General features: G+C 42.6%; 18 protein-coding genes. 17 read left to right on the forward strand and 1 reads right to left on the reverse strand.

Annotated features, from left to right (window positions below):
* Positions 1-403: 403 nt before the first annotated feature.
* The 8 genes from MMP72_RS04665 (at position 404) to MMP72_RS04700 (ending at position 9,620) form a co-directional block, all read left to right on the forward strand.
* On the forward strand, positions 404-1,399 hold the full coding sequence (locus tag MMP72_RS04665; protein WP_241315001.1) for a sulfate ABC transporter substrate-binding protein: 996 nt from the start codon (positions 404-406) through the stop codon (positions 1,397-1,399).
* A gap of 198 nt (positions 1,400-1,597) precedes the next feature.
* Positions 1,598-2,524, forward strand: coding sequence for a 16S rRNA (cytosine(1402)-N(4))-methyltransferase RsmH (gene rsmH, locus MMP72_RS04670; RefSeq protein ID WP_241315003.1), 927 nt, complete (start codon positions 1,598-1,600; stop codon positions 2,522-2,524).
* Complete coding sequence (locus MMP72_RS04675) at positions 2,521-2,859, forward strand: cell division protein FtsL (protein ID WP_241315005.1); 339 nt, start codon at positions 2,521-2,523, stop codon at positions 2,857-2,859. Before rsmH ends, MMP72_RS04675 begins: the two co-directional genes overlap by 4 nt.
* A gap of 10 nt (positions 2,860-2,869) precedes the next feature.
* Complete coding sequence (gene ftsI / locus MMP72_RS04680) at positions 2,870-4,702, forward strand: penicillin-binding protein PBP3 (RefSeq protein ID WP_241315007.1); 1,833 nt, start codon at positions 2,870-2,872, stop codon at positions 4,700-4,702.
* 3 nt (positions 4,703-4,705) lie between these two features.
* Entirely contained in the window at positions 4,706-6,205 is a 1,500-nt protein-coding gene (locus MMP72_RS04685) for a UDP-N-acetylmuramoyl-L-alanyl-D-glutamate--2,6-diaminopimelate ligase (RefSeq protein WP_241315009.1), read from the forward strand.
* 21 nt (positions 6,206-6,226) lie between these two features.
* Positions 6,227-7,624 (forward strand): UDP-N-acetylmuramoyl-tripeptide--D-alanyl-D-alanine ligase, encoded by a 1,398-nt coding sequence (murF, locus tag MMP72_RS04690; RefSeq protein ID WP_241315011.1) that lies wholly within the window; start codon positions 6,227-6,229, stop codon positions 7,622-7,624.
* Complete coding sequence (gene mraY / locus MMP72_RS04695; protein ID WP_241315013.1) at positions 7,625-8,743, forward strand: phospho-N-acetylmuramoyl-pentapeptide-transferase; 1,119 nt, start codon at positions 7,625-7,627, stop codon at positions 8,741-8,743.
* Between the two features lie 58 nt (positions 8,744-8,801).
* Positions 8,802-9,620, forward strand: a complete 819-nt coding sequence (locus tag MMP72_RS04700) for a putative RNA methyltransferase (RefSeq protein WP_241315015.1) — start codon at positions 8,802-8,804, stop codon at positions 9,618-9,620.
* 25 nt (positions 9,621-9,645) lie between these two features.
* On the opposite strand, the gene ponA is transcribed toward MMP72_RS04700, so the two are convergent.
* Positions 9,646-12,213 carry a penicillin-binding protein PBP1a gene (gene ponA, locus MMP72_RS04705; RefSeq protein WP_241315017.1) on the reverse strand — a complete coding sequence of 856 codons (2,568 nt, stop codon included), beginning with the start codon at positions 12,211-12,213 and terminating at the stop codon, positions 9,646-9,648.
* Positions 12,214-12,375: 162 nt separating this feature from the next.
* On the opposite strand from ponA, the gene MMP72_RS04710 reads away from it, so the two are divergent.
* The 9 genes from MMP72_RS04710 to gltB all read left to right on the forward strand — a co-directional run bounded on the left by MMP72_RS04710 (position 12,376) and on the right by gltB (position 25,053).
* Positions 12,376-13,434, forward strand: a complete 1,059-nt coding sequence (locus tag MMP72_RS04710) for a pilus assembly protein PilM (RefSeq protein ID WP_241315019.1) — start codon at positions 12,376-12,378, stop codon at positions 13,432-13,434.
* Complete coding sequence (locus MMP72_RS04715; protein ID WP_241315021.1) at positions 13,434-14,078, forward strand: PilN domain-containing protein; 645 nt, start codon at positions 13,434-13,436, stop codon at positions 14,076-14,078. The genes MMP72_RS04710 and MMP72_RS04715 overlap by 1 nt, the downstream gene beginning before the upstream one ends.
* Positions 14,075-14,785, forward strand: a complete 711-nt coding sequence (locus tag MMP72_RS04720) for a type 4a pilus biogenesis protein PilO (protein ID WP_241315023.1) — start codon at positions 14,075-14,077, stop codon at positions 14,783-14,785. The genes MMP72_RS04715 and MMP72_RS04720 overlap by 4 nt, the downstream gene beginning before the upstream one ends.
* The gene (locus MMP72_RS04725; protein ID WP_241315025.1) at positions 14,785-15,312 is read left to right on the forward strand and encodes a pilus assembly protein PilP; all 528 of its coding nucleotides are present in this window, start codon (positions 14,785-14,787) and stop codon (positions 15,310-15,312) included. The genes MMP72_RS04720 and MMP72_RS04725 overlap by 1 nt, the downstream gene beginning before the upstream one ends.
* Positions 15,313-15,373: 61 nt before the next feature.
* Positions 15,374-17,506: a type IV pilus secretin PilQ family protein gene (locus MMP72_RS04730; protein WP_241315153.1), complete on the forward strand. Its 2,133-nt coding sequence runs from the start codon at positions 15,374-15,376 to the stop codon at positions 17,504-17,506.
* Between the two features lie 10 nt (positions 17,507-17,516).
* Positions 17,517-18,077, forward strand: coding sequence for a shikimate kinase AroK (gene aroK, locus MMP72_RS04735; protein WP_241315155.1), 561 nt, complete (start codon positions 17,517-17,519; stop codon positions 18,075-18,077).
* Positions 18,078-18,106: 29 nt separating this feature from the next.
* Complete coding sequence (aroB, locus tag MMP72_RS04740) at positions 18,107-19,192, forward strand: 3-dehydroquinate synthase (protein WP_241315027.1); 1,086 nt, start codon at positions 18,107-18,109, stop codon at positions 19,190-19,192.
* Positions 19,193-19,208: 16 nt separating this feature from the next.
* Positions 19,209-20,075 (forward strand): hypothetical protein, encoded by an 867-nt coding sequence (locus MMP72_RS04745; RefSeq protein WP_241315029.1) that lies wholly within the window; start codon positions 19,209-19,211, stop codon positions 20,073-20,075.
* Between the two features lie 499 nt (positions 20,076-20,574).
* Complete coding sequence (gene gltB / locus MMP72_RS04750; RefSeq protein ID WP_241315031.1) at positions 20,575-25,053, forward strand: glutamate synthase large subunit; 4,479 nt, start codon at positions 20,575-20,577, stop codon at positions 25,051-25,053.
* The last annotated feature ends 50 nt before the right edge of the window (positions 25,054-25,103 follow it).

Here is a 25,103-nt window from a genome sequence, read left to right on the forward strand (position 1 = left end):
CACATCCCCTTTTTGATTTCTCGGTTATCAAGACGAACCAAACAACTAATAATTTGCTTTATAGATACAATTTAAACATAAAAAATAATAAAAAAGTAGAACTGCGTCACACTTTTTACAAAAAATATAAAATTTAGCCACGCCGTTGTATATATTTATAACAGTGTTGCTGCTTTGTATACAATACAAATTTAGCAAGCAAATGTGTAGAAACGGTGGAGGGTTGCTTTTTCCTCGTTTGAATAAGAAATAGCTGGTTTAGCATTTTTAGTGGATTAGATACTCGATATTTAGATATCTTGAAAATAGAATAAGAATAAATTTATTATTATAAGTGTATGATTGTAATATTTTTTTAAGTAAATATAGTGGTTGCAAACAGGGCGAAATGAGTAAAAAATAAATGAAAACAATCATAGCGGCGGCATTATTGGCTTTGGGTTTAAATGGTGTGGCGCAAGCAGCGACGACTTTTCTGAATGTATCATATGATCCAACGCGAGAGTTTTATCAGGAATATAACCAAGCCTTTGGTCAATATTGGAAAAATAGAACAGGTCAAGAGGTTGATTTTAAACAGTCACATGGGGGGTCTGGTAAGCAAGCTCGATCAGTGATTGATGGTTTGCAAGCTGATGTTGTGACGTTAGCTTTGGCCAATGATATTGATGAAATCGAGAGTGCGGGCTTAATTCGAAAAGATTGGCAAAAACAATTTCAGAGTAATTCTGCACCGTATACCTCAACGGTTGTCTTTTTAGTGCGTAAAGGCAATCCAAAGAATATTCGGGATTGGAATGATTTAACCAAAGATGGCATTGAAATTATTACCCCGAATCCTAAAACAGGGGGCGCGCCACGTTGGATTTATTTATCGGCTTGGGGCTATGCATTAAAACAACCAGCGGGGAATGAGGCAAAAGCGCGTGATTTGGTCAAAAAACTTTATCATAACGTGAAGGTTCTGGATTCAGGCGCACGTGGTTCATTAACCACTTTTGCTGAGCGCGGTATTGGGGATGTATTGTTGTCGTGGGAAAATGAAGCGTTATTGGCAACACAGGGTCTTGGTAAAGATAAATATGAAATTATTTATCCTTCTATCTCGATTTTGGCAGAGCCTTCAGTTGCTATCGTCGATCGAACGGTAGATAAAAATGGAAATCGTAATTTAGCGCGTGGTTATTTAAATTTCCTTTATTCTCCGATAGGACAAGAGCTTGCGGCAAAACATTATTTCCGTCCTCGTAATCCTCAAGTTGCAGCAAAATATGCAAAGCAATTTCCAAAGATTGAATTATTCAACATTAATGATGTATTTGGTGGATGGGCTAAAGCGCAAAAAACTCATTTTGTGAATGGTGCAGTTTTTGATCAGATTTATTCGGAGAGAAAATAAATAAAAGCGTTGCTCCTCGTTAGATTGAATATAGAAAAGCAAATACATTCAGTATTTGCTTTTTTTATTGATTGAAAAATGCCGAGAAAACGGTTTTACCTATGAAAAGTTAAGAATTCTCTACAAAAAGTCGTTTGGTGCTGGGATAAAACAAGGTGATAATGTGCAGTTACATTTTTAGCTGTTGATTGATCTATTATGTCGCATATTTCTGTCCTACTTCACGAAACCGTTGATGGCGTTTTGGCAGGTCGCGACTCTGGTGTTTATGTTGATGCTACCTTTGGGCGTGGTGGTCATACCAAATTATTGCTCTCAAAATTAGATCAAAATGCACGTGTTTATGGATTTGATAAAGATCCCCAAGCGCTTGAAGTCGCAGCACAATTAGAACAAGAAGATCCTCGATTTAAAATTATTCATGCCAGCTTTGCAGATATACAAACAGCGTTAGCCAAGATCGGCATTGTCGAAGTCGATGGCATCATGGCCGATTTAGGTGTGTCCTCGCCACAGCTTGATCAAGCCGAGCGTGGTTTTAGTTTTATGAAGGATGGACCACTGGATATGCGGATGGATAATTCGCAAGGTCCGACTGCGGCCGAATGGTTATTAAAAATTGAAGAAGAACAACTCGCCAATATTATCTATCAATATGGTGAAGAACGTTATAGTCGTCGTATTGCCAAAGCCATTAAAGCAGCAGGTGAAATTACCACCACTGCGCAGCTCGCAGAAATTGTTAAAGTTGCTCATCCAAAATGGGAAAAACATAAACATGCTGCAACCCGAACCTTTCAGGCGATTCGAATTGCCCTAAATAAAGAACTGGATGATATTGAGGTATTTTTACCGCAAGCTGTAGAATTGTTAAAAGCCCAAGGGCAATTGGCAGTGATCAGTTTCCATTCTTTAGAAGATCGCTTAATTAAACAGTTTATTCAAAAAGAATCGAGTTTAGCTGAAGATCATGGCTGGGGCATGCCGCAAGCACGCGTTGATACACGACGCTTAAAGAAAGTCTCGCGGATTCGTGCCAGTGAAGCAGAAGTGAAAGAAAATCCTCGTTCTCGCAGTGCATGGCTGCGTGTTGCAGAGCGTTTAGAGCAAAAAGGCAAACAATGAACAATAAAAATGATGACGAGATTCTACCAAACAGCAAAAATGGCCTGAAAAAAGTCGTTGTTTATGCTGTACTTGTTGCATTGGTGTTCACAAGTGCCATGATGGTGGTGTTTCAAGTATTTGAATATCGTCATGACTATCGTGACTTGAGTGCATATATCCGCGAAAGAGATGATTTAAATGCTGAATGGGGGCGTTTGCTCATCGAACAGCAAACCTTTGGCGCAACTGCACAGATTGGCTCACGTGCTGTCACGCAACTCCGTATGTTTTCACCGCCTGCGGCACATACGGTGGTGATTTCTTTACCAACGACCTCAAAGCAAGATAAATAAGGCATGCTGTATGGTAGATAAGCGAAGTAAACCGATACGAAGAAAACAGCAGTCCATTTCGGCCAAACCAACACTTGCTTTGGATATGTGGCGGTTTTATTTGCTTTGGGGTGTTGTACTCCTTTGTTTTGTTGTTTTGGTGGCACGTGCATTTTATGTGCAAGTGGTGAATAAAGACTTTTTACAAAACAAGGCCAATGCCAATATTTTACGGACTGAACGTTTAGAAGCGATGCGTGGTGTGATTAGTGATCGGCATGGTGTGCCACTCGCGATCAGTACCCCGATTATGAAAATCGTGATAGACCCAAGAGATTATTGGGATGCTCAAAAACAATTTAACGAAATTACCGAAGAACTTAAAAAAGATCCGACCAATCGTCGGTTAAGACGTCAATTGCCAAACAAGAATTTAAATTTAGATGAGTTGGCCGATGCGGTCGGAATTGATCGTAAAGATTTAAAGAAACAAATGAATGAGCGTGCTCGTTCACGTTATTTGGTGTTGCAAAAAGAAATCCCACCGCAGCAAGCTGATTTAATTATAAAACGTAATTTTCAGGGTGTTTATACTGAAAAAAGTTATAAACGCTATTACCCTCAACCTCAACCGAATGCACAAATTATTGGTCTAACCAATAGTGAAGGCACCGGAATTGAAGGTTTAGAAATGCAGTTGAATACACGACTGGCAGGGATTGATGGTGAACAGAAAATTATTCGAGATAAAAAAGGTAATCGTCTCAAAGTTTCTGAAGTGATTAGAGAAGTCGAATCGGGCGAAAACATTACCCTTAGTATTGATTCACGGTTGCAATACATTATGTATCGTGAGTTAACCGCAGCAGGTGTTGCAAATAACGCACGTTCAGCCACAGCGATCGCAGTCGATGTCAAAACAGGTGAAATCTTGGCGCTGACCAGTTGGCCATCTTATAACCCAAATGACAAGGGTGGGCTTTCAAATAAAGATGCTATGCGTAACCGTGGTGCCATTGATATGTTTGAACCGGGTTCAACCATGAAGCCCTTTACGGTTGCTGCTGCATTAGAAAGTGGTCAATACACACCGAATTCCATTATAAATACGGCACCCGGATCAATGCGTTTGGGTTGGCACACCATTCGCGATACCCATAACTATGGTGCGCTGACACTGACAGGCGTGATTGTTAAATCATCAAACGTGGGCTCAGCGAAGCTTGCTTTGTCATTGCCGAAAGATGCTTTGCCCTCTTTTTTCCGTCGTGTTGGTTTTGGTCAGCGTTCTGATGTGAAATTTCCCGGTGAAAGTGCAGGCTTGCTCTATTCAGGAGATAAGCTCAATTCCTCACAACTCGGTACGATGGCGTATGGTTATGGATTGAATGCAACGATTTTACAACTGGCGCAGGGTTATGCGATGTTGGCGAATCATGGTATGGAAATGCCGTTGAGCTTGCATAAGTTGGAACATGCACCCGAAGGTAAGCAAGTTCTTGATCCTAAAATTGCAGATCAAGTTTTAATGATGTTAGAGCAGGTCACTTTACCGGGTGGGACAGCAAAACAAGCGGTGATTCCGGGTTATCGTGTTGGGGGAAAAACAGGGACAGCACATAAGTTGCGTGCCGATCGTAAAGGCTATTCAAATAGTGAATACCGCGCTTTATTTGCAGGTGTTGCACCTGTGAGTGACCCTCGTTTGGCGATGATCGTTGTGGTTGAGAATCCACAAGGTCGTTACTATGGTGGCTTGGTTGCAGCGCCTGTTTTCGCCAAAATTATGCAAGAGTCATTACGGTTACTCAATGTGCCTTTGGATAGACCACTAGATACTTCACCAACTCCAGTGCGCAGGTAAAAGATGTCGATTAGTTTTCAACAGATCCATCCGATCAACATTGATGCGGCTTGGTATACGCAGCCATTTCAGGGGTTCTGTCTGGATAGCCGTAAGCTTGAAGCAGGGCAAATCTTTATTGCACTGAATAGTTTCAGCCAAGCTGAGAAAACACGCCAATTTGCCCAGAATGCGTTGGATGCAGGTGCGTTGGTGGTGATTAGTGAAAGTGCATTGGGTTTGGACAAAGAGTGGACTTGTCCCACAGTCCGTCAGTTGTTGGGCAAATGGCAACAGCAATATTTGCAGTATGTTGATCCAGTATCGACCTTGCGTGGTATCGCGGTCACGGGTACCAATGGTAAAACCACGATTTCACGTTTAATCGCGGAATTGGTGAGTTCGCAAGGACGAGGTTGTGCGGTGATGGGAACAACGGGCAATGGTATCCTGCCGAATTTAACCCCCTCCAGCCACACCACGTTGGATGCTTTACAACTACAAAATGCATTGCATGATTATGCCAAACAAGGCGCCAGCTTTGTTGCATTAGAAGCGAGTTCTCACGGCTTGGAGCAAGGTCGTTTAAATGGCTGTGACATTGAAATTGCGGTCTATAGTAATTTAAGTCGTGACCATCTGGATTATCATGGCACTTTAGAGGCTTATGCTGAAGCAAAAGCACTGTTATTCAGATTTACCAGCTTAAAAGCAGTGGTGATTAATTTAGATGATGCTTATGCGTCATTGATGTTAGATGCGGCCAAAGCCAATCCATCACAACCTAAGATTGTGACTTATTCGTTGACTCAAGCGACAGCAGATTATCATATTGCTGATTTGCACTATCGCTTGAGCGGTGCAACGTTTACGCTGATTGCCCCAACAGGTTCATATTCGGTTCAAAGCCCATTGCTGGGACATTTTAATGTTGAAAACCTACTGGCAAGTTTGATTGCTGCTGAGTATGCAGGTTTTACTTTGGCTGATTTAATCCAGTTTGTGCCACAACTCAAAGGCGCTCCGGGGCGAATGCAAGTGATTCAGGACGCTGAGCGTTTATTTGTGGTCGATTATGCGCATACTCCCGATGCATTGATTCAAGTGCTGACGACGTTGAAGCGCCATGTCACTGGTCAGCTTTGGGCAGTATTTGGTTGTGGCGGTGATCGTGATCGTGGTAAACGTCCATTGATGACGCAAGCAGCACTTGACCATGCCAATTCTGTGGTTTTGACTTCAGATAATCCACGGACTGAAAATCCAGAACAGATTTTTGCGGATATGAAGCAAGCGATTGACTTTGTTGGTCATACCATGCATGAAATCCATGATCGCCGTGAAGCGATTAAATTTGTGGTTGAACATGCACAAGCAGGGGATATTGTGGTGATCGCAGGTAAAGGGCATGAGAACTATCAGGAAATAGATGGGGTGCGTCATTGGTTTGATGATGTCGTGGAAGTGCAAGCTGCAATGACTACACAGTCTCATTCTGTACACTCAGCTTATCCTGCGCAATAGAGTCAAAAGGTAAAAACAAGTATGCACACCTCAACCACCAGTACAGTTCCATTAGAACCTTGGGCAGCAGAACAATTACAACAAGCGACGCAGGGTGAGTGGTACAACGCAAAACCTCTACAAGGTGAAATCAAGCGAATTTTGACGGATTCGCGTCATGCTGAAGCAGGTGATGCTTTTCTTGCCTTAAAAGGTGAGCGTTTCGATGCGCATGATTTTGTGGCACAAGTTGCGTCACAAGGTTGTCAATTTGCCATCGTTGAGCGACCAATTGATTCGAATATTGTGCAGTTGATTGTAAAAGATACACGTTTGGCTTTGGGGCAACTCGGTGCCTATCGTCGGCAACAGAACTCACAGCTTAAAGTGATTGCATTGACGGGCAGCAGTGGTAAAACCACGACCAAAGAGATGTTGGGCAGTATCCTGTCTCGTCTGGCGCCGACTTTGATTACCCGTGGCAACCTGAATAATGATTTAGGAGTGCCGATGATGTTGCTTGAGTTGCGTCAAGCGCATCGCTATGCCGTGATGGAACTCGGTGCGAGTCATCAAGGTGAGATTGATTACACCTCAAATCTAGTTCAACCGCATGTGGCTGGCATTCTCAATATTGGAACAGCGCATTTAGGTGAGTTTGGTGGGCGTGAGGGTATTTGTCGTGCTAAGTCAGAAATTTATGCACATATCTTGCCTGAAGGTACCGCGATTATTCCTGCACATGATGATTTTACTGCAACGATTTATAAAAACGCACACGCACATCCAGTGCTGAGTTTTGGTGAAGGGGGCGATGTATTTGCAACAAATGTTGAGCTTCATCCTCAATGTTCCCAGTTTAGTTTGCATACACCGCAAGGTGTTCGAGTTGTGAATTTGCCCTTTGCAGGTGTGCATAATGTCGAAAATGCAGCAGCAGCCACTGCGTTTGCGCTGGCGACTGGTATTGAGCTCGATGATGTTGTGCACGGTTTAGAACACGCACAAGGTGCTAAAGGGCGTTTAAACTTTATTCAACACCAGAATCATCTCTTTATTGATGATACTTATAATGCCAATCCTACCTCAATGCGTGCAGCCGCAAATGTTCTGTTACAGCAGCAAGGTTTGAAAGTGATGGTGATGGGCGATATTGGTGAGCTTGGTGAATCCAGTTGGCAAGAGCATCATGATCTTGGCCGAGATTTAGCGAATTTACCTTTAGATGCACTGGTTGTGGTGGGGGAGTTTGCTGAAGCAGCGCAGCAAGGCTCAGCACATGCCAAAAAATTACATGCATTTGCCACACAGGCAGAAGCGTTACCGTTTTTAATTAATTTAGTGCAAAGACATCAACCCCAGTCGATGAGTTTCCTCTTCAAAGGGTCCCGTTTCACCCATATGGAAACGTTGATGGCTGATTTGATGGAGAAAATTTAAATGTTGTTATGGTTATTTGAACAATTGGCGGGGTATAACAGCTCGTTTCAAGTTGTTCGTTATTTAACATTGCGTTCATTATTGAGTCTACTGACTGCGTTGACGATCGGATTGGTTTTAGGGCCGATCATGATCCGCAAATTACAAGCATTAAAATATGGTCAAGCGGTGAGTTCTTTTGCACCTGAAAACCATGCCAAGAAGATGGGAACGCCGACCATGGGCGGGATTCTCATTCTGCTCTCTATTGGCATCAGTACGCTGCTGTGGGCTGACTTATCCAATCCTTATGTCTGGATTGTTTTAGGGGTTATGGTGGTGTTTGGCGCAGTCGGTTGGGCCGATGACTGGATTAAAGTTCGTTATAAGGACAATGCTGGTTTACCTGCACGGAAAAAGTTTTTTTGGACCTCAGTTGCTTCATTAGGTGCGGGTATTGCTTTATATGTGATTGCAAAACAGCAAGATAGCGCCATACATACTGCGAATATGTTGGACTTATTGATTCCATTCTTTAAGAATCTTTCTATTCCACTTTCAGCGATTCCACTTGGTTTAGCTTTTATTGCCTTTACTTATTTGGTCATCAACGGTGCTTCTAATGCAGTCAACCTAACCGATGGTTTGGATGGCTTGGCGATTATGCCGATTGTGATGGTGGCGGCAGGTTTAGGTGTATTTGCTTATTTGTCTGGTGATGTTCGTTTTGCCAATTATCTGCATATTCCCTATGTGAAATATACCTCTGAACTGGTTGTGATTTGCTCGGCGATGATCGGTGCTGGTTTAGCCTTCCTTTGGTACAATGCCCATCCTGCACAAGTATTTATGGGTGATGTCGGTGCTTTGGCGTTGGGTGCGATGCTCGGTACGATTGCAGTCATGGTCAGACAGGAAATAGTCTTTGCGATTATGGGTGGCGTATTTGTGATGGAAGCTATCTCGGTATTTTTACAGATTGGTTCATTGCGTATGCGAAATAAGCGTGTGTTCCTGATGGCACCTTTACATCATCATTATGAAAAACAGGGCTGGAAGGAAACGCAAGTGGTGATCCGCTTCTGGATCATTACGATTTTCTTGGTGGTTTTAGGGTTAATGACGTTAAAATTACGTTAAGCCACGATTCAAAAAGGAGCTGGTGAATACCAGCTTTTTTTATGCTTGGAGAAAATAGATGAATGTATTGATGTGTCCTGTTTGTCGCCAATCATTAAATTTGGTTGAAAATGCATGGCGATGTGAAAATGGGCATCATTATGATGTGGCGAAACAAGGCTATGTGAATCTGCATGTGGTACAGCATAAGCACAGTAAAACCCCTGGGGATACGGCAGAGTCCGTACTGGCACGCCGAGAATTCCTGCAAGCAGGTTTTTATCAACCCTTACAACAAGCGGTGGTCGAGTTGCTGCAACAGCTAAAGCCAAAGGCTATTTTGGATATTGGCTGTGGCGAAGGATACTACACCAGCGCCATGCAGCGTTATTCGGATTATTGTATTGGGGTGGATATTGCCAAGACCGCAGTACAAAGAGCTGCGAAATTGAATTCTAAGGTGACTTGGGTGGTGGGGACAGGGGCAACCTTGCCTGTGCAAGATCATTCGATTGATGTCTGTAGCAGTTTATTTAGCCCGATTCCACAACATGAAATCGTGAGAGTCTTGGGTGATCACGGTTATTTGATCGTGGTTACACCTGCGCCTAAACATTTATATGCATTGCGTGAGGCATTGTTTGAGCAGGTCAATTTGCATGAACCACAGAAGTTCATCGAACAACTTGATGCTCAATTTGAATTGAAACAGCAACGAATCGTTGAAACCACAATGCAGTTAGATCAGCCTGCGCTAAATAACTTAATTGCGATGACACCTTACGCTTATAAAGCCAATCCAGAGCGACGGAAAGCACTTGAGCAGCAACAGCAGTTTGCAGTCAGCGCTGCCTTTCAAATTTATCTATTTCAGAAAAACAAACAGCCATCAATTTGATGGCTGTTCGGATGTTGATGGTCGATTATTGGATTTGATTAATTAAATTTTCAATCCCATCACGCTCTCTTTGAGAATTTGAACCCATCGTCGGTGGTTGCTTTCTCTCTGGTGTAATGGTGCGTTCACCGCTCGGTGTTGTACCAGACAAGTCTGAAAAATCACTTTCTGCTGAGCGCATCGGTGCGGGTGGTGCAGGGCGGTAAAGTGGGCGTGCCAGTGGAGGCGATGCTCGATATTCTTTACGGTCTTCACTTTGCTGAACTTGTAGTTGATCGTGAGAAATCGGGTCTTTTGCATCTTTATCTAATCGAACCCATGCAGATGGCGTATCTTTTAAAGCATTGGCCATAAAGTTGGTCCAAATTGGAAGTGCAGCAACGCCGCCATATTCTCTGCGGCCTAACGTACGCGGTTGATCGAAACCGACCCAAGTTACCGTAACCAATTTACCATTAAAGCCAGCGAACCAAGCATCTTTGGCATCATTGGTGGTTCCTGTTTTTCCGCCTAAATCATCACGGCCAATTTTAAGTGCCGCGCGACCTGTACCATGTTGAATTACATCACGTAAAATGTTGGCCATGTCATAGGCAGAGCTTGATTTTAAAATACGTTGTGCTTGACGATAATCGCTATTGGTCTGGATTGGTTGTTCCGAATTATTGACAGTTAACTGAGTTTCCGATGCAGCGGTTACATTTTCTAAACTTTGGTTGGTGATTTCTGTCACCTCGGTGTCATCTGCATTTGTTTGTGGAGCGCTCGCTTTTGCATCGGCGATACATGGAATGCATGCATATTCAGGTTTGGCACTATAAATGACTTTGCCAGACGCATCTTCAATTCGCTTAATAAAATGGGGTTGGATACGATAACCACCATTTGCGAAAGTTGCATAGCCTGTTGCCATCTGTACAGGCAAGACCTGTGGTGTTCCTAATGCAATGGTATAGTTGCGAGGAATCTGATCATCCTGCAAACCAAAATCCATAAACAGTTGACGGGTACGTTCAATACCAACATTTTGTAGTAATCGTACAGATACAGTATTTCTTGATAGATATAAAGCACGACGTAACGGAATCATGCCAAGAAAACGGCCATCTGCATTTCTAGGAGACCATTTTCCAATGGTAATCGGGTTGTCATTCACCATACTGTAAGGGGTCATGCCGCGCTCTAATGCGAGAGCATACACAAAAGGTTTAATGGTCGAACCTGGTTGCCTCCACCCTTGAGTGGCACGATTAAATTTCGATTGATAGAAATTATAACCACCGACAATGGCTTCGATCCCGCCATCATTTGGATTTAAGGCAATCAGTTGACCTTGTACTTTAGGGACTTGGACTAAAGACCAAACGGTTTTTTCTTTATTGGGACGTAAGCGAATAATATCTTTCACTTTGACAATTTGTGAGGCATTGGACGGTGCACCACCGACACTATTGGCATTGCGATAAGGACGAACCCATGACATACCTGACCAATTGACGGTCACTGTTGAGCCATCTTGCATGAGCGCATCAAAGGAGTTGTTATTTACTTTAATTACTTGAGCAGGGTAGGTGTTGGCATAAGTCATGAATTGATTGAGGGGTTGATCATGTGCTTCAGGACCACGCCAACCATGACGACGATCATAGGCTTCTAAACCATCTTGAAGCGCCTGTTCAGCATAACGTTGGCGATGACTATCGATAGTGGTGTACACCTTGTAGCCTGAATCAATGGCTTGATTACCAAATTGTTTCACCAATTCTGAGCGCACCATTTCACCTACGTATGGAAATACATTGCTGACAGAGCGGTCCACCATGTTTAGATTGATCGGTTCTGCGACCGCTTTTTGATATTGAGCTTGATTGATATATCCCAACTGTAACATGCGTCCTAAAATCCAATTACGGCGTTCAAGTGCGCGTTGTGGGTTGGCAACAGGGTTGTATTTTGAGGGTGCTTTGGGTAAACCAGCAATCATTGCCATTTGTGCAATGCTGAGTTCATTGATATTTTTGTTGTAATAGATTTGTGCCGCAGCAGCAATACCATAGGAATTCTTACCCAAGAAGATCTTATTGACATAAGAACTTAGAATTTCCTGTTTGGTGAGGGTTTGTTCAATTTTTCGAGCCAAAAACACTTCAGTGAGTTTGCGTCTTAAGGTGCGCTCTGGACTTAAATAATAATTCTTCGCCACCTGCATAGTAATGGTTGAGCCCCCAGTTTGGACATCAGAACCAGTGACAGATTCGGTTATCGCTCGCCCCAATCCTTTAAAACTAATACCACTATGCTCAAAAAAGGAAGAATCTTCCGCGGCCAAAAAAGCATGAATAAATGTAGGTGGAATTTGCTCATATTCAACAGGAATGGAAAGTTTGCCACCATATTCTGCAATCAGCTTATTATCTGCGGTATAGACCTGCAATGGTTTTAATAGTGGCGCCTTTTTTAATGCGCTCATATCTGGCAGTGATGGTGCGAGATAGAGATACATGCCATAAAATCCCATTGGAAGTGAGACTAAGATAATAATAATGATCAAAAAAAATGGGCGAACAATACCAGAACTGGATAGCTTTTTCATAATAAGTAAGTTTTAATAAGAGCGAATGACAAACTAATTGTGGTCAGTATATCCTTTAGACATACGGATTGTTAGATGGGTTATTGTATCCGTATTAATTAAAGACCAAAACAAATTAGTGTGTTGTATTTTTGGGGATAAAAAAATAAATAGGAAAATACTGTGCTCAGGTTATATCGTAAACCAAATAAGGGGTTAGTGGGTGTCGATATTAGTTCGACAACTGTTAAATTATTGGAGCTCTCTGTAAAGAACGGTAGATATTGGGTTGAAAGTTATGCAGTGATGCCATTGCCTGAAAACAGCGTGGTGGAAAAAAGCATTTTGAACCCAGAGGCGGTAGGTGATGCACTTGAAAGAGTGGTGAACCTCGCCAATCCGCATACCAGCAATGTTGCCATTGCGGTACCGACTTCTATGGTGATTAATAAAATCATAGAGATGGATGCTGATATGACGGATGAAGAGCGTGAAGTTCAAATTCGTATGGATGCTGAGCAATATATTCCGTTCCCATTAGATGAAGTAAGTCTTGATTTTGAAGTTTTACCTGATCGATTGGTTAATCAGAATCGGGTGAACGTCCTTCTCGTTGCTACACGTACAGAGAATGTCGATACGCGTGTAGAGGTGCTTGAACTCGCTGGCTTAAACGCAAAAACAGCCGATGTTGAAAGTTATGCGATGGAGCGCGCTTTTAGCGTGTTTTCGGATACCTTGCCGATGGGCGCAAATACCGTTGGCATCTTAGATATCGGGCACACCATGACCACGTTATCGGTGATGCAAAAGGGTAAAATCATCTATACACGTGAACAAGTCTTTGGGGGGCGACAGCTGACTCAAGATGTTCAAAGTCGTTATGGCCTGTCATTTGAAGAAGCTGGACGTGCCAAAAAAGAAAGAACACTTCCAGACGATTATGACATCGAGGTGCTTGAGCCGTTCTTGGATGCTGTGGTGCAACAAGCTGCACGCTCGCTGCAATTCTTTTTTTCATCCTCTCAATTCAACGAGATTGATCATATTTTGCTGGCTGGGGGGAATGCCAATATTCCAGGTCTAGCCAAGTTATTACAACAAAAATTGGGTTACCGAGTAACGATTGCCAATCCATTTCTACAAATGGGTTTTTCTCCACAAATCGATATTAAAAAAATTGAAAATGATGCTTCCTCATTGATGGTTGCATGTGGTTTGGCATTGAGGAGTTTTGATTAATGGCAAAGATTAACTTACTCCCTTGGCGCGATGAGCTAAGAGAACAAAGAAAGAAACAATTTGTCGCATTTTGTGTTGGGGTGGCTGCATTAGGAATTGCATCTGTATTTACAGCTTGGATGTATTTTGATCATAAGTTGAATGATCAGGAACAAGCCAATCAGTTTATTGTCAGTACCAATCAAAACTTGGATGTACAGCTCAAGTCTTTAGAAGGTTTGCAAGAACGTCGTAATGCCATTATTGAACGAATGAAGTTGATTCAGGGCTTACAAGGGCAACGTCCAGTGATTGTACGTTTAGTTGATGAGCTGGTTCGTGTGACACCACCCACAATGTACATCACCAAATTTACACGGACAGGCGATAAATTCAGCATTGAAGGCAAGGCAGAAAGCCCAAATACCGTTGCTGAGTTATTGCGTAATTTAGAAGCATCTCCTTGGTATCGCAATGCCTTCATGAATTCATTCTTGGCAGCAGAAGAGAAAAAAAATCAAACAGCCAGCTCTTTGGTTCCTCGTGTAGAAGAGAATTATGGAAGTTTTGTGGTCACTGTCGACTTGGGTGAAATCGGTACAGCAGTTGGAGCAGACCCAGCTTCAGAGACAGCAGCATCAGGAACAGTGGGGGTGGCACAATGAGTCAAGATGAATTAAATGATCTCAATCAAGACAGTGTTGCTGTAAAGAAGAAAAAAATGACAGTAGAGCAATTCTTCCAACAATTTAATACCTTGGATATGAATAACTATGGCAGTTGGCCTCTCTCTGTCAAAGTCACCTGTTGGATTTTTATTCTTTTAGCTGTCGCAGCACTAGGCTATTTTGTGGTGGTTCAGAAGCAATTGGAAACCATTGCTAATGCACAAGCACGAGAGCAAAGCTTGTTGAATGAGTTTAAAGAAAAAGAATCTAAATTACGTAATTTGCAGCAGTACCAAACGCAATTGCAAGAGATGGAAGCGAATTTTAATCAGCAATTAGAGCAACTGCCGAAAGAAACTGAAATTCCAAGTTTGGTTGAGGATATGAACTTAACAGGCGTAAATTCAGGTCTGAAGTTTAAAAATATCCGTTTAGAAAAAGAAATTAAACAAGAGTTCTTTATTGAGCAGCCGATCAGTATGGAAGCAACGGGTGATTATCATGCCTTTGGTGCTTTTGCGACTGGGATTGCAGCGTTACCACGCATTGTCACTTTGCATGATTTTACGGTTGAAGCAAAAGCCGATACTCAGAAAAAATCTGATATTCCTGTGGTGAGTTATACGGTGAAAGCCAAAACGTATCGTTATGTTGGTGTTGATGATCAGGTTGCTAATGCACCTGCTCAAGGAGGACAGCGCTAATGAATCATTATAAGTTAATACTGGGTTTGTTTATTGGTTTGGGGTTGGTGGGTTGTGATTCTCGTATTGATGCGGTGAGTCAAAAAATGGCGGAAATTCGTAATCAACCACCGTTGCCAATTGAGCCTGCACCTGTATTTACGCCAGTGCCTTTATTTAACTATTCAGCACATCAGTTAAAGAGCCCTTTTATGCCAAGCTCTTTGGCAGCTGAATTGAAAATTATGGCGGGTAAGCGTGTTTATCCAAACTTTAATCGTCAACCTCAGCCTTTAGAAAGCTATGCGTTGGAATCCCTGAATATGAAAGGAAGCATGCGTGGTCGAGTAAATGAGACCATTGCATTAATCCAAACACCTGATGGGCAGATTGAGCGTGTACAAGTCGGCAGTTATTTGGGGATGAATCAAGGGCGCATTATTAAAATTAGCCCGACTCAGATCGACTTGGTTGAAATTGTACCTGATGGGCGAGAAGGTTATGTTGAAAGACCGAGAACACTCGTTTTAATTGGACCAGCGCCGTAAGATTAAGGGAATAACAATGAAAAAACAGTTTAAAGATTCTTTATTTGGGGAAGCGAAGACCATGAATCATGCATTCCGTCAATTTTCTATGGGTGCTGTCGCTATTGCAGTGATGCAGGTTGCATCGGCACAAGTCAGTATGACCAATATTGTGCCAATGAGCTTGGCTGATCAGGGAACTGAAATCCGTGTCATGTTTAATGGTTTGCCACCACAACCACAGGCTTATCAGCTTGAGCAACCTTCACGCTTGATTTTAGATTTTGATAAAGCGCAGCAGTCTTTGAAACAGACATCGATTCCTGTATCGACCAATGAGGCCAGTTCCGTCGACGTTGCCGCGGATGATCAGCGTTCTCGTGTGATCGTCAATTTGAAAGATGCAGGGGCGTTTACAACACGTGTTGAAGGCAATACTTTTGTTTTAAAAATTAATTCGGCACGTCCAGCGGCTGCAAATACTGCACCTGTTGCGGTTCGTCAAGTACAACAAGGTGTTTCAAATATAGGCTTTCAACGTGGAAAACAAGGTGAAGGCTTGGTTGTGATTGATTTATTAGGGAGTAATACCCCAGTCGATGTACAACAACAAGGCAGTAAAATCGTGGTGCGAACCATGGGCAATAAGATTCCAACCCATCTCGCACGTCGCTTAAACACCAATGATTTTGCCACACCTGTTGCCAGTGTTGATGCATATAACGATAAAGGTAATGGGGTGATCACCATCCAGTCTGCGGGTAGCTATGAATATATGGCCTATCAAGCAGAGAATAAGCTCACGATTAGCCTAAAACGTCCTGAAGATAAGTCACCATTAAGAGCAAAATCAGAAACCTATACAGGCAATAAGATTTCTTTGGATTTCCAAGATATCGAAGTGCGTCGCGTATTACAGTTACTTGCTGATTTCACCAATATTAATATGGTCGCTGCGGATACGGTACAGGGAAATATTACCTTGCGTTTGAAAGATGTTCCTTGGGACCAAGCACTCGATATTGTGTTGAAAACCAAAAATTTGGATAAACGCCGTAATGGCAATGTGATTTGGATTGCACCTGTTACAGAGCTGATCAAAGCCGAAGAAGAGGAAGCAAAAGCGATTGCGCAAAGTGTAAAGCTTGCACCGATTCAATCAGAATATATTAAACTCAGTTATGCTAAAGCTGCCGATATTTTAAAGTTAATTGAAGATTCTCGTGATAGTAAGGGTGGTGTATCAAACCGCACTGCGAATTCAGATTCACTGGCTTTGGAAAGTTTGCTGAGTTCTCGTGGTAGTGCGGTCGCAGATGTGCGTACCAATACCTTGATTGTTAATGATACTGCACTGAATATTGACAAGATTCGTAAGATGGTTGATTTGTTGGATGTATCCGTCAAACAAGTCATGATCGAAGCGCGTATTGTGAGAGCGAGTACCGACTTTACCCGAGAGATGGGGGTGAAGTGGGGGATCTTGTCACAAGGTGTTACTCGAAATAATGATTTGTTGGTGGGCGGAAGTGATACCACCCTGTGGAATTTGAGAGAGCCGAAAAAAGATAGCGACACAGGTGGTTGGAAATACGAGATCGAACGTCCAGACAACTTAAACGTAGATTTAGGTGCGACCACTGCTGGTGCAAGTCGTATCGCTTTTGGTTTGATTAGCCTCTCTGACTTTATGCTGGATCTAGAGCTTTCAGCTGTGCAAGCAGATGGTTATGGTGAAGTGATTTCGACACCGAAAGTGATGACTGCGGATAAGCAACCAGCAAAAATTGAATCAGGGACAAAAATTCCTTATTCATCTTCGACGGGTGCTGGTGCCAATGCTGTACCGAAAACAGAATTTATTGATGCGACATTGAGCTTAGATGTGACACCGAGTATTACCCCTGAAGGTAAGGTGATGATGAAGCTCAATATCACTAAAGATGCGCCAAGTAATCCAACACCGACAGGTCAATTGACAATTAGCAAGAATTCAATTGATACCAATGTCTTGGTGGATAACGGTGAAACTGTTGTTCTTGGTGGAATTTTTGAACAAGAGAACATTAGTTCACAAATCAAAGTTCCATTCTTGGGGGATTTGCCCTATGTTGGCCGGCTTTTCCGTCGTGATTTGAAATCGGACAATAAACGTGAACTGCTTATTTTTGTGACGCCGAGAATTGTTAATGACACTTTGACGAGAAATCATTAATATATTTTCAATAATTGCAATTAATATAGGTGGCGCATTGCCAAGCAAAGCGTTTGAAACCCTACCAAATATTTATTTGGTAGGGCCAATGGGGGCAGGAAAAACAACGGTTGGTCGACATTTAGCAGAGCTGTTAGGGCGTGATTTTATTGATAGTGATCATGAGATCGAACGCAAGACAGGCGCGACCATCCCATGGATATTCGAAAAAGAAGGTGAAGTGGGATTTCGTTTACGCGAAACCAATGTCTTGAACGACTTAACCACCCGTTCTGCACTTGTCCTTGCAACAGGCGGTGGTGTTGTAACACAACCGAGCAATCGAGAATTTTTAAAACAACGTGGTATTGTTGTTTATCTATATACGCCTGTAGAACTTCAACTACAGCGAACCTATCGCGATAAAAATCGTCCATTATTACAAGTAGACAATCCCGAACAGAAACTGCAAGATTTATTGGCCTTGCGAGATCCTTTGTATCGTGAGGTTGCAGACTATATAATCGAGACCAATCAAGGTGCAGCAAGAGATTTAGCGCAGCGGATTCTACAGGTTATTCTATCTAAATAAATTAAGTGATTCTCTAGTTGGTTTTAATTATGCAAACGTTATATGTTGAGTTAGGTGATCGTCGCTATCCAATTTTTATTGGAAGTCATTTGGACCCTAAACAGTTACTTGAGCCTTATTTACATGGGCGGCAAGTGATGTTGGTGTCAAATATGACAGTGGCACCGCTCTATTTGCAGCATTATGCAGATGCATTAACCCAACTCAACAAGCAAGTTGCACAATGTATATTGCCCGATGGCGAACAATACAAAGATATTCAACATTTAAATTTAATTTTTGATGCTTTATTAGAAGCTGGTTTTAACCGTGATTGTACGGTTTTGGCATTGGGCGGTGGTGTTGTTGGGGATATGGCTGGTTTTGCTTCAGCGTGTTTTCAGCGTGGAGTGAATTTTGTACAGGTCCCGACAACACTATTATCACAAGTCGATTCGAGTGTTGGTGGGAAAACAGGGATTAACCATCCTTTGGGCAAAAACATGTTGGGTGCTTTCCAACAACCTCAAGTGGTACTTGCTGATATGGCTCAGCTGGATAGCTTGCCAGATCGTGAACTTTCAGCAGGTTTGGCTGAAGTGATTAAATATGCTTTATTGGGCGATGTCGAATTCTTAAGTTGGTTAGAGCAAAACATGGATGCTTTGGTGGCTCGAGATGCAAGTTTACTTGCGGAAGCGGTGTATCGCTCGTGTGCGCACAAAGCCAGAATTGTTGCCAATGATGAAAAAGAACAAGGTGAACGCGCATTACTCAATTTAGGTCATACCTTTGGTCATGCCATTGAGTCCTATTTAGGCTATGGGGTGTGGTTGCATGGCGAAGCTGTTGCGACAGGTATGGTGATGGCGGCAGATTTATCGCAGCGTCTTGGTTGGATTTCAGCCGAAGATCTGCAACGTACAAAAAAAATCATTCAACGTGCTCATTTACCGATATCATGTCCGAAAATTCCATTAGATGAATTTTTGGCTTACATGTCGCATGACAAAAAAGTCTTAAATGGTCAGCTGCGTTTAGTTTTGCTTGAGAAATTAGGGCAAGCCATAATTACGAAAGATTTTGATGTTGAGCTCATGAAGCAATCTATTTTAGCAAATCAATCTGCATCATAAATCACGAAGGGAAAGCATGGCTGTGTCACGATCAATTTGGCAAAATATTCAACAATATAGCTGGCTGGTTTTTGCACTGGCTTGTTTAATTGCCGCATTGATATTTTGGGGTGTTACCGATAGTGATGCCTTGGTGGAAGTCGAGCAGCCATCTAAGATTGAAGTACCTGTTCAGATACAGCCTGAGAAAGTTGCGGCTACAACGCATTTAGGCGCGCTCTCAGATGCAGTCCGACCATTGGATTTAACTGCCCGAGTTGTTGTAACCAATGAACATACACCAGAGTTTCGTGGCACTAAATTTGTCAAAGAAAATCAACGTCAGTGGGTGATGGAGATTTTTCGTAGTTCAAATGAGACGATCATTAAAAACTTTTTGTTAAATCGTGCAGATCGCAAAAAGTTCATTTATTTTCGTTTGAGTGGTCAGGATCAAGTCGAACAATATGTGTTAGCTTATGGTGTGTTCTCTAGTGCAGAAGATGCAAATCGTCAATTCTCCCAATTGGCTTTAGCACTCCCCGAGTCTATTCAACCGAAGGCTCAGCGGCTCGCGACTTATGTGGATTTTGTCAATGATTTGGGTGCTGATGAAATGAAATTGGCGACCAATCAACTCTATGCTATTCAATTGAAGCCAGCTGCGTTGCCCCGAGTTGATGAGTCCTTGTTAATGGGAACATCAGCAACAGCATCGGTAAATAATGGTGCAACGACCAATGCATCGACAACAGTTAAAACCACCGTGACTCAGCGAGATGCGCAAGGAAATGTGGTCAGTGTTCAGCAAAATCATTCCACCCCTCCAGCGCCTTCAAATGCTGAAAAAATAAAAGAAAATTCAGATTCTTCAAGACGAGAAATCAGCGATCCGTTTAATTAGATTTGCACTAATATGATGCCTGCATGATTCTTTTTGTAGCATGTGGCTGCTTTTTGGTGCGTTTTTGTTCATTCTGCGATCGCACTTACTTCCTATAATTTAAAGTTATTTTAACTTTTTTAACGATTTAGTAAATTTGTGCTTTGTTGGCATGTTTTTTGCTATTTTGTGGTGCTATTTTGTGGTGCTATTTTGTGGTGCTATTTTGTGGTGCTATTTTGTCTGTTCATCATCTTTTCCTGTGCTAAATGGTTCATTAATTTAGTGAAATGGAAAGTTTTCTGCTTTACAAAGCCTTTTTAAGGTGTAATAACTGAAAACACTTTATATGGTAAATGCGCTGATTCTTATAAAAGAAAGGCGTATATTGCAAATCCGCCAGTAAAAATGTTTTCGCGAAGCATTGAACTTTATATGAGTTAATCGGCAATATCGCAGAAAATGAATTGATTGTTTGTTGCTCGAAAGAGCCATGTTTAAAGAAGGGTACGCTATGCACATGCCATCGCCTAATACTGTAGCTCCCGCTCAAGGTTTATATCAACCTGATGAGTTTAAGGATAACTGTGGTTTTGGTTTGATCGCCCACATGAAAGGTGAATCAAGCCATCATTTAGTTGAAACCGCGATTCACAGTTTAAGTTGCATGACGCACCGTGGTGGTATTGCCGCTGATGGTAAGACAGGAGATGGGTGCGGATTGTTATTGGCTATGCCGAAACAATTTTTCCGTGACGAAGCGCAGAAACTAGGTGTAACTCTAACTGAGGTTTTTGCTGCTGGTACCGTATTTTTAAATATTGATCCTGCGCTAGCGCAAAATGCAAAGAATATTCTCAATAAAGAAATTGAAGCGGAAGGCTTAAAGGTTGCAACATGGCGTGTTGTACCAACGAATAACGATGCTTTAGGTGAAATTGCATTACAGTCTTTGCCTGTTTTTGAACAGATTCTTGTGAACTGTCCAATGGGTGTAACTGAGGTTGAATTTAACCGTAAGCTTTTTTTAGCACGTCGTCGTGCAGAACAACAATTACATAATGATCCATTATTTTATGTCACCACATTAGCCACAACGGTGATTACTTATAAAGGTTTGATGATGCCAGCAGCGATTGCTGACTTCTATACAGACTTAGCGGATGAGCGTTTGACTTCACATATTGTGGTGTTCCATCAGCGTTTCTCGACCAATACTCTACCGCGTTGGCCATTGGCTCAACCGTTCCGTTATCTTGCGCATAATGGTGAAATTAACACCATTACCGCAAACCGTAACTGGGCATTGGCGCGGACACCAAAATTTGAAAACCCATTATTACCAGGGTTAACTGAGTTAAATCCAATCGTAAACCGTACAGGTTCGGATTCTTCAAGCTTGGATAATATGCTGGAAATCTTGGTGGGCGGTGGCATGGACTTATTCCGTGCTTTACGTATGCTAGTACCACCAGCATGGCAAAACGTTGAAACTTTAGATGCTGATTTACGTGCTTTCTATGAGTTCAACTCGAAACATATGGAAGCATGGGATGGCCCAGCAGGTTTGGTGGTTCAAGATGGTCGTCATGCGATCTGTATGTTGGATCGTAATGGTTTACGTCCAGCACGTTGGGTGATCACTAAAAATGATTATATTACCCTTGCGTCTGAAATTGGCGTATGGGATTACCAACCTGAAGATGTGGTGTCGAAAGGTCGTGTTGGTCCGGGACAAATCTTGGTTGTAGACACGTTGACAGGTAAAGTGCTGGATACCAAAGATGTCAGCAATCACCTTAAAAACATGCGTCCATATCGTGAGTGGTTGCGTGATCATTCTATTCGCTTAAAAGCAAATCCTGAGCTTGAAGAAAAACTCATTGATCAAGGCCTCACAGGTGATGCATTAAAAGCGGCTCAAAAAATGTTTATGGTGACATTTGAAGAGCGCGATCAATTGTTACGCCCAATCGCAGAAAGTGGTCAAGAAGCTGTCGGTTCAATGGGGGATGATACCCCAATGGCGGTGTTGTCACGCCAAGTGCGTCATGTCTCTGATTACTTCCGCCAACAGTTTGCGCAAGTGACCAATCCACCAATCGATCCATTACGTGAATCAATTGTGATGTCCTTGGAAACCTGCATCGGTCGTGAACAGAACGTATTTGAACAAGGACCTGAGCATGCTGATCGTATCATCATTGCAAGTCCTGTCTTGTCAAATGCGAAGATGCAGTTGCTTCGTGACGTTGAAAAACAACGTGAAGGCTATGCAGTTGTAGATATTGATCTGAACTATGCTGAAACTGAAGGTCTACAAGCGGCGATTACCCGTATTTGTGAAAAAGCAGCGCAAGCGGTTCGTGATGGTAAAACGCTGATCGTATTAACGGATAAAAATTTCCGTGAAGGTTTCTTGCCTGCAAATTCTGCATTGGCAACAGGTGCAGTACACCATTATTTAATCAAGACTGGTTTACGTACTGACGCGAATATCTTGGTTGAAACCGGATATGCACGTGATCCGCATCAATTCGCGGTATTGCTTGGTTTTGGCGCAACAGCGATTTACCCATATTTAGCTTATGATGTGATCAATGATTTGATTGCCAAAGGTGAGTTATTGGGTGATCCAATCTACGCGCAAGCAAATTTCCGTAAAGGGATTGAGAAGGGGCTACTCAAAGTTCTTTCTAAAATGGGAATTTCGACCGTTGCTTCTTATCGCGGTGGTCAATTGTTTGAAGCGGTGGGGTTATCCTCTGAAGTGGTGGATCAATGTTTCCTTGGCGTACCAAGCCGTATTCAAGGTGCGACATTTGCAGATTTAGAAAAAGACCAGCAAAAATTAGCAACCACAGCTTGGCAGCATCGTAAGCCAATTGATCAAGGTGGTTTGCTCAAGTTTGTATTTGGTAAGGAATACCATGCGTTTAACCCAGATGTAATTAACACATTACATAAAGCGGTTCGTTCAGGTGATTATCAGGACTTTAAAGAATATGCAGAGCTGGTCAACAATCGTCCAATCGCAACGATTCGTGATTTATTCAAGTTAAAAACCACTAATTCGATTGCATTAGATCAAGTTGAAAGCATTGAAGATATTTTGCCACGTTTTGACTCTGCGGGTATGTCTTTAGGTGCATTATCACCAGAAGCACATGAAGCGATTGCGATTGCAATGAATACCATTGGTGGTCGTTCAAACTCTGGTGAGGGCGGTGAAGATCCTGCGCGTTATGGCACGATTCGTAACTCGAAAATCAAGCAAATTGCCTCAGGTCGTTTTGGTGTAACACCAGCGTATTTGACCTCTGCTGAAGTTTTACAGATCAAAGTAGCGCAAGGTGCAAAACCGGGTGAAGGTGGTCAGTTGCCAGGTGGTAAAGTGAATGGCTTAATTGCACGTTTACGTTACTCAGTTCCGGGTGTGACTTTGATTTCACCACCACCGCACCACGATATTTATTCGATTGAAGATTTATCGCAATTGATCTTTGACTTAAAGCAAGTCAATCCACAAGCGATGGTTTCAGTCAAATTGGTGTCTGAACCGGGCGTAGGTACGATTGCAGCAGGCGTAGCAAAAGCATACGCTGACTTTATTACCATTTCAGGTTATGACGGTGGTACAGCTGCATCGCCACTGTCTTCCATTCATCATGCAGGTTCGCCGTGGGAATTGGGTTTAAGTGAGGCGCATCAAGCCCTTCGCGTAAATGACCTTCGCGGTAAAGTCCGTGTGCAAACCGATGGTGGCTTAAAAACGGGTCTTGATGTTATTAAAGCTGCAATTCTGGGGGCAGAAAGCTTCGGTTTTGGTTCTACCCCAATGATCGCGCTCGGTTGTAAATACTTGCGTATTTGTCACTTAAATAACTGCGCGACAGGTGTGGCAACGCAGCAAGATCATTTGCGTGAAGAGCATTATATTGGCGAGCCACAAATGCTGATTAACTTCTTCAAGTTTATTGCTGAAGAAACGCGTGAATTATTGGCGGCATTGGGTGTTGCATCGCTGAAAGATTTGATTGGGCGTGTTGATTTGCTCGAAGTTATTTCAGGTGAAACTGAAAAGCATGCACATTTGGATTTGAGTGCATTATTAACGTCTCACCCTTCAGCGGAAGGCAAGGCGCAATATTGCCAAGTTCAGGGCAATGCACCTTTTGATAAAGGTCTATTGGCTGAACAAATGGTGGCAGAAATGTTGCCAGCGATTGAAGCGGGTACGGGCGGTTCATTTAACTTCAGAGTGGGTAACTGTGATCGTTCGATTGGCGCACGTATTTCAGGTGAAATTGCCCGTCGTTACGGCAACTTGAGCATGGAAAATAGCCCAGTGGTCATGAATCTTGTCGGTACGGCAGGTCAATCATTGGGTGTGTGGAATGCAGGTGGTTTGCATATCAAACTTGAAGGTGATGCCAACGACTATGTTGGTAAAGGTATGGCAGGTGGTCGTGTCTCGATCTTCCCACCCAAAGGTTCACCTTTCCAAACTCAAAATACGGCGATTATTGGTAATACCTGTTTATATGGTGCGACTGGCGGTAAGGTCTTTGCAGCAGGTACTGCGGGCGAGCGTTTCGCAGTTCGTAACTCAGGTGCCTTTGCGGTGATTGAGGGTGCAGGTGACCATTGTTGTGAATACATGACTGGCGGTGTCGTGACTGTACTGGGTAAAGTGGGCCATAACTTCGGTGCAGGTATGACGGGTGGTTTTGCTTATGTACTCGACCTTGATAATGACTTTGTTGACTACTACAACCATGAACTCATTGATCTAAATCGTATTTCGACTGAGGCGATGGAAGATCATAAAGAATATTTATTGCGTATTCTTGATGAGCATATCCAAGAGACAGGTAGTGCTTGGGCCTACAAAATCCGTAATGAGTTCGACTTCTATAGTCGTAAATTCTGGCTTGTAAAACCAAAAGCTGCTAATTTGCAAACGCTTTTGAAAACAACTCAAGCTGATCCACAATAATTCTACGACTGCAAAGACATAGGCAGGTGCAGAGGTGAATGACATCGCTG

This window comes from Acinetobacter sp. NIPH 2699 (assembly GCF_022549355.1).
Classification (GTDB): domain Bacteria; phylum Pseudomonadota; class Gammaproteobacteria; order Pseudomonadales; family Moraxellaceae; genus Acinetobacter.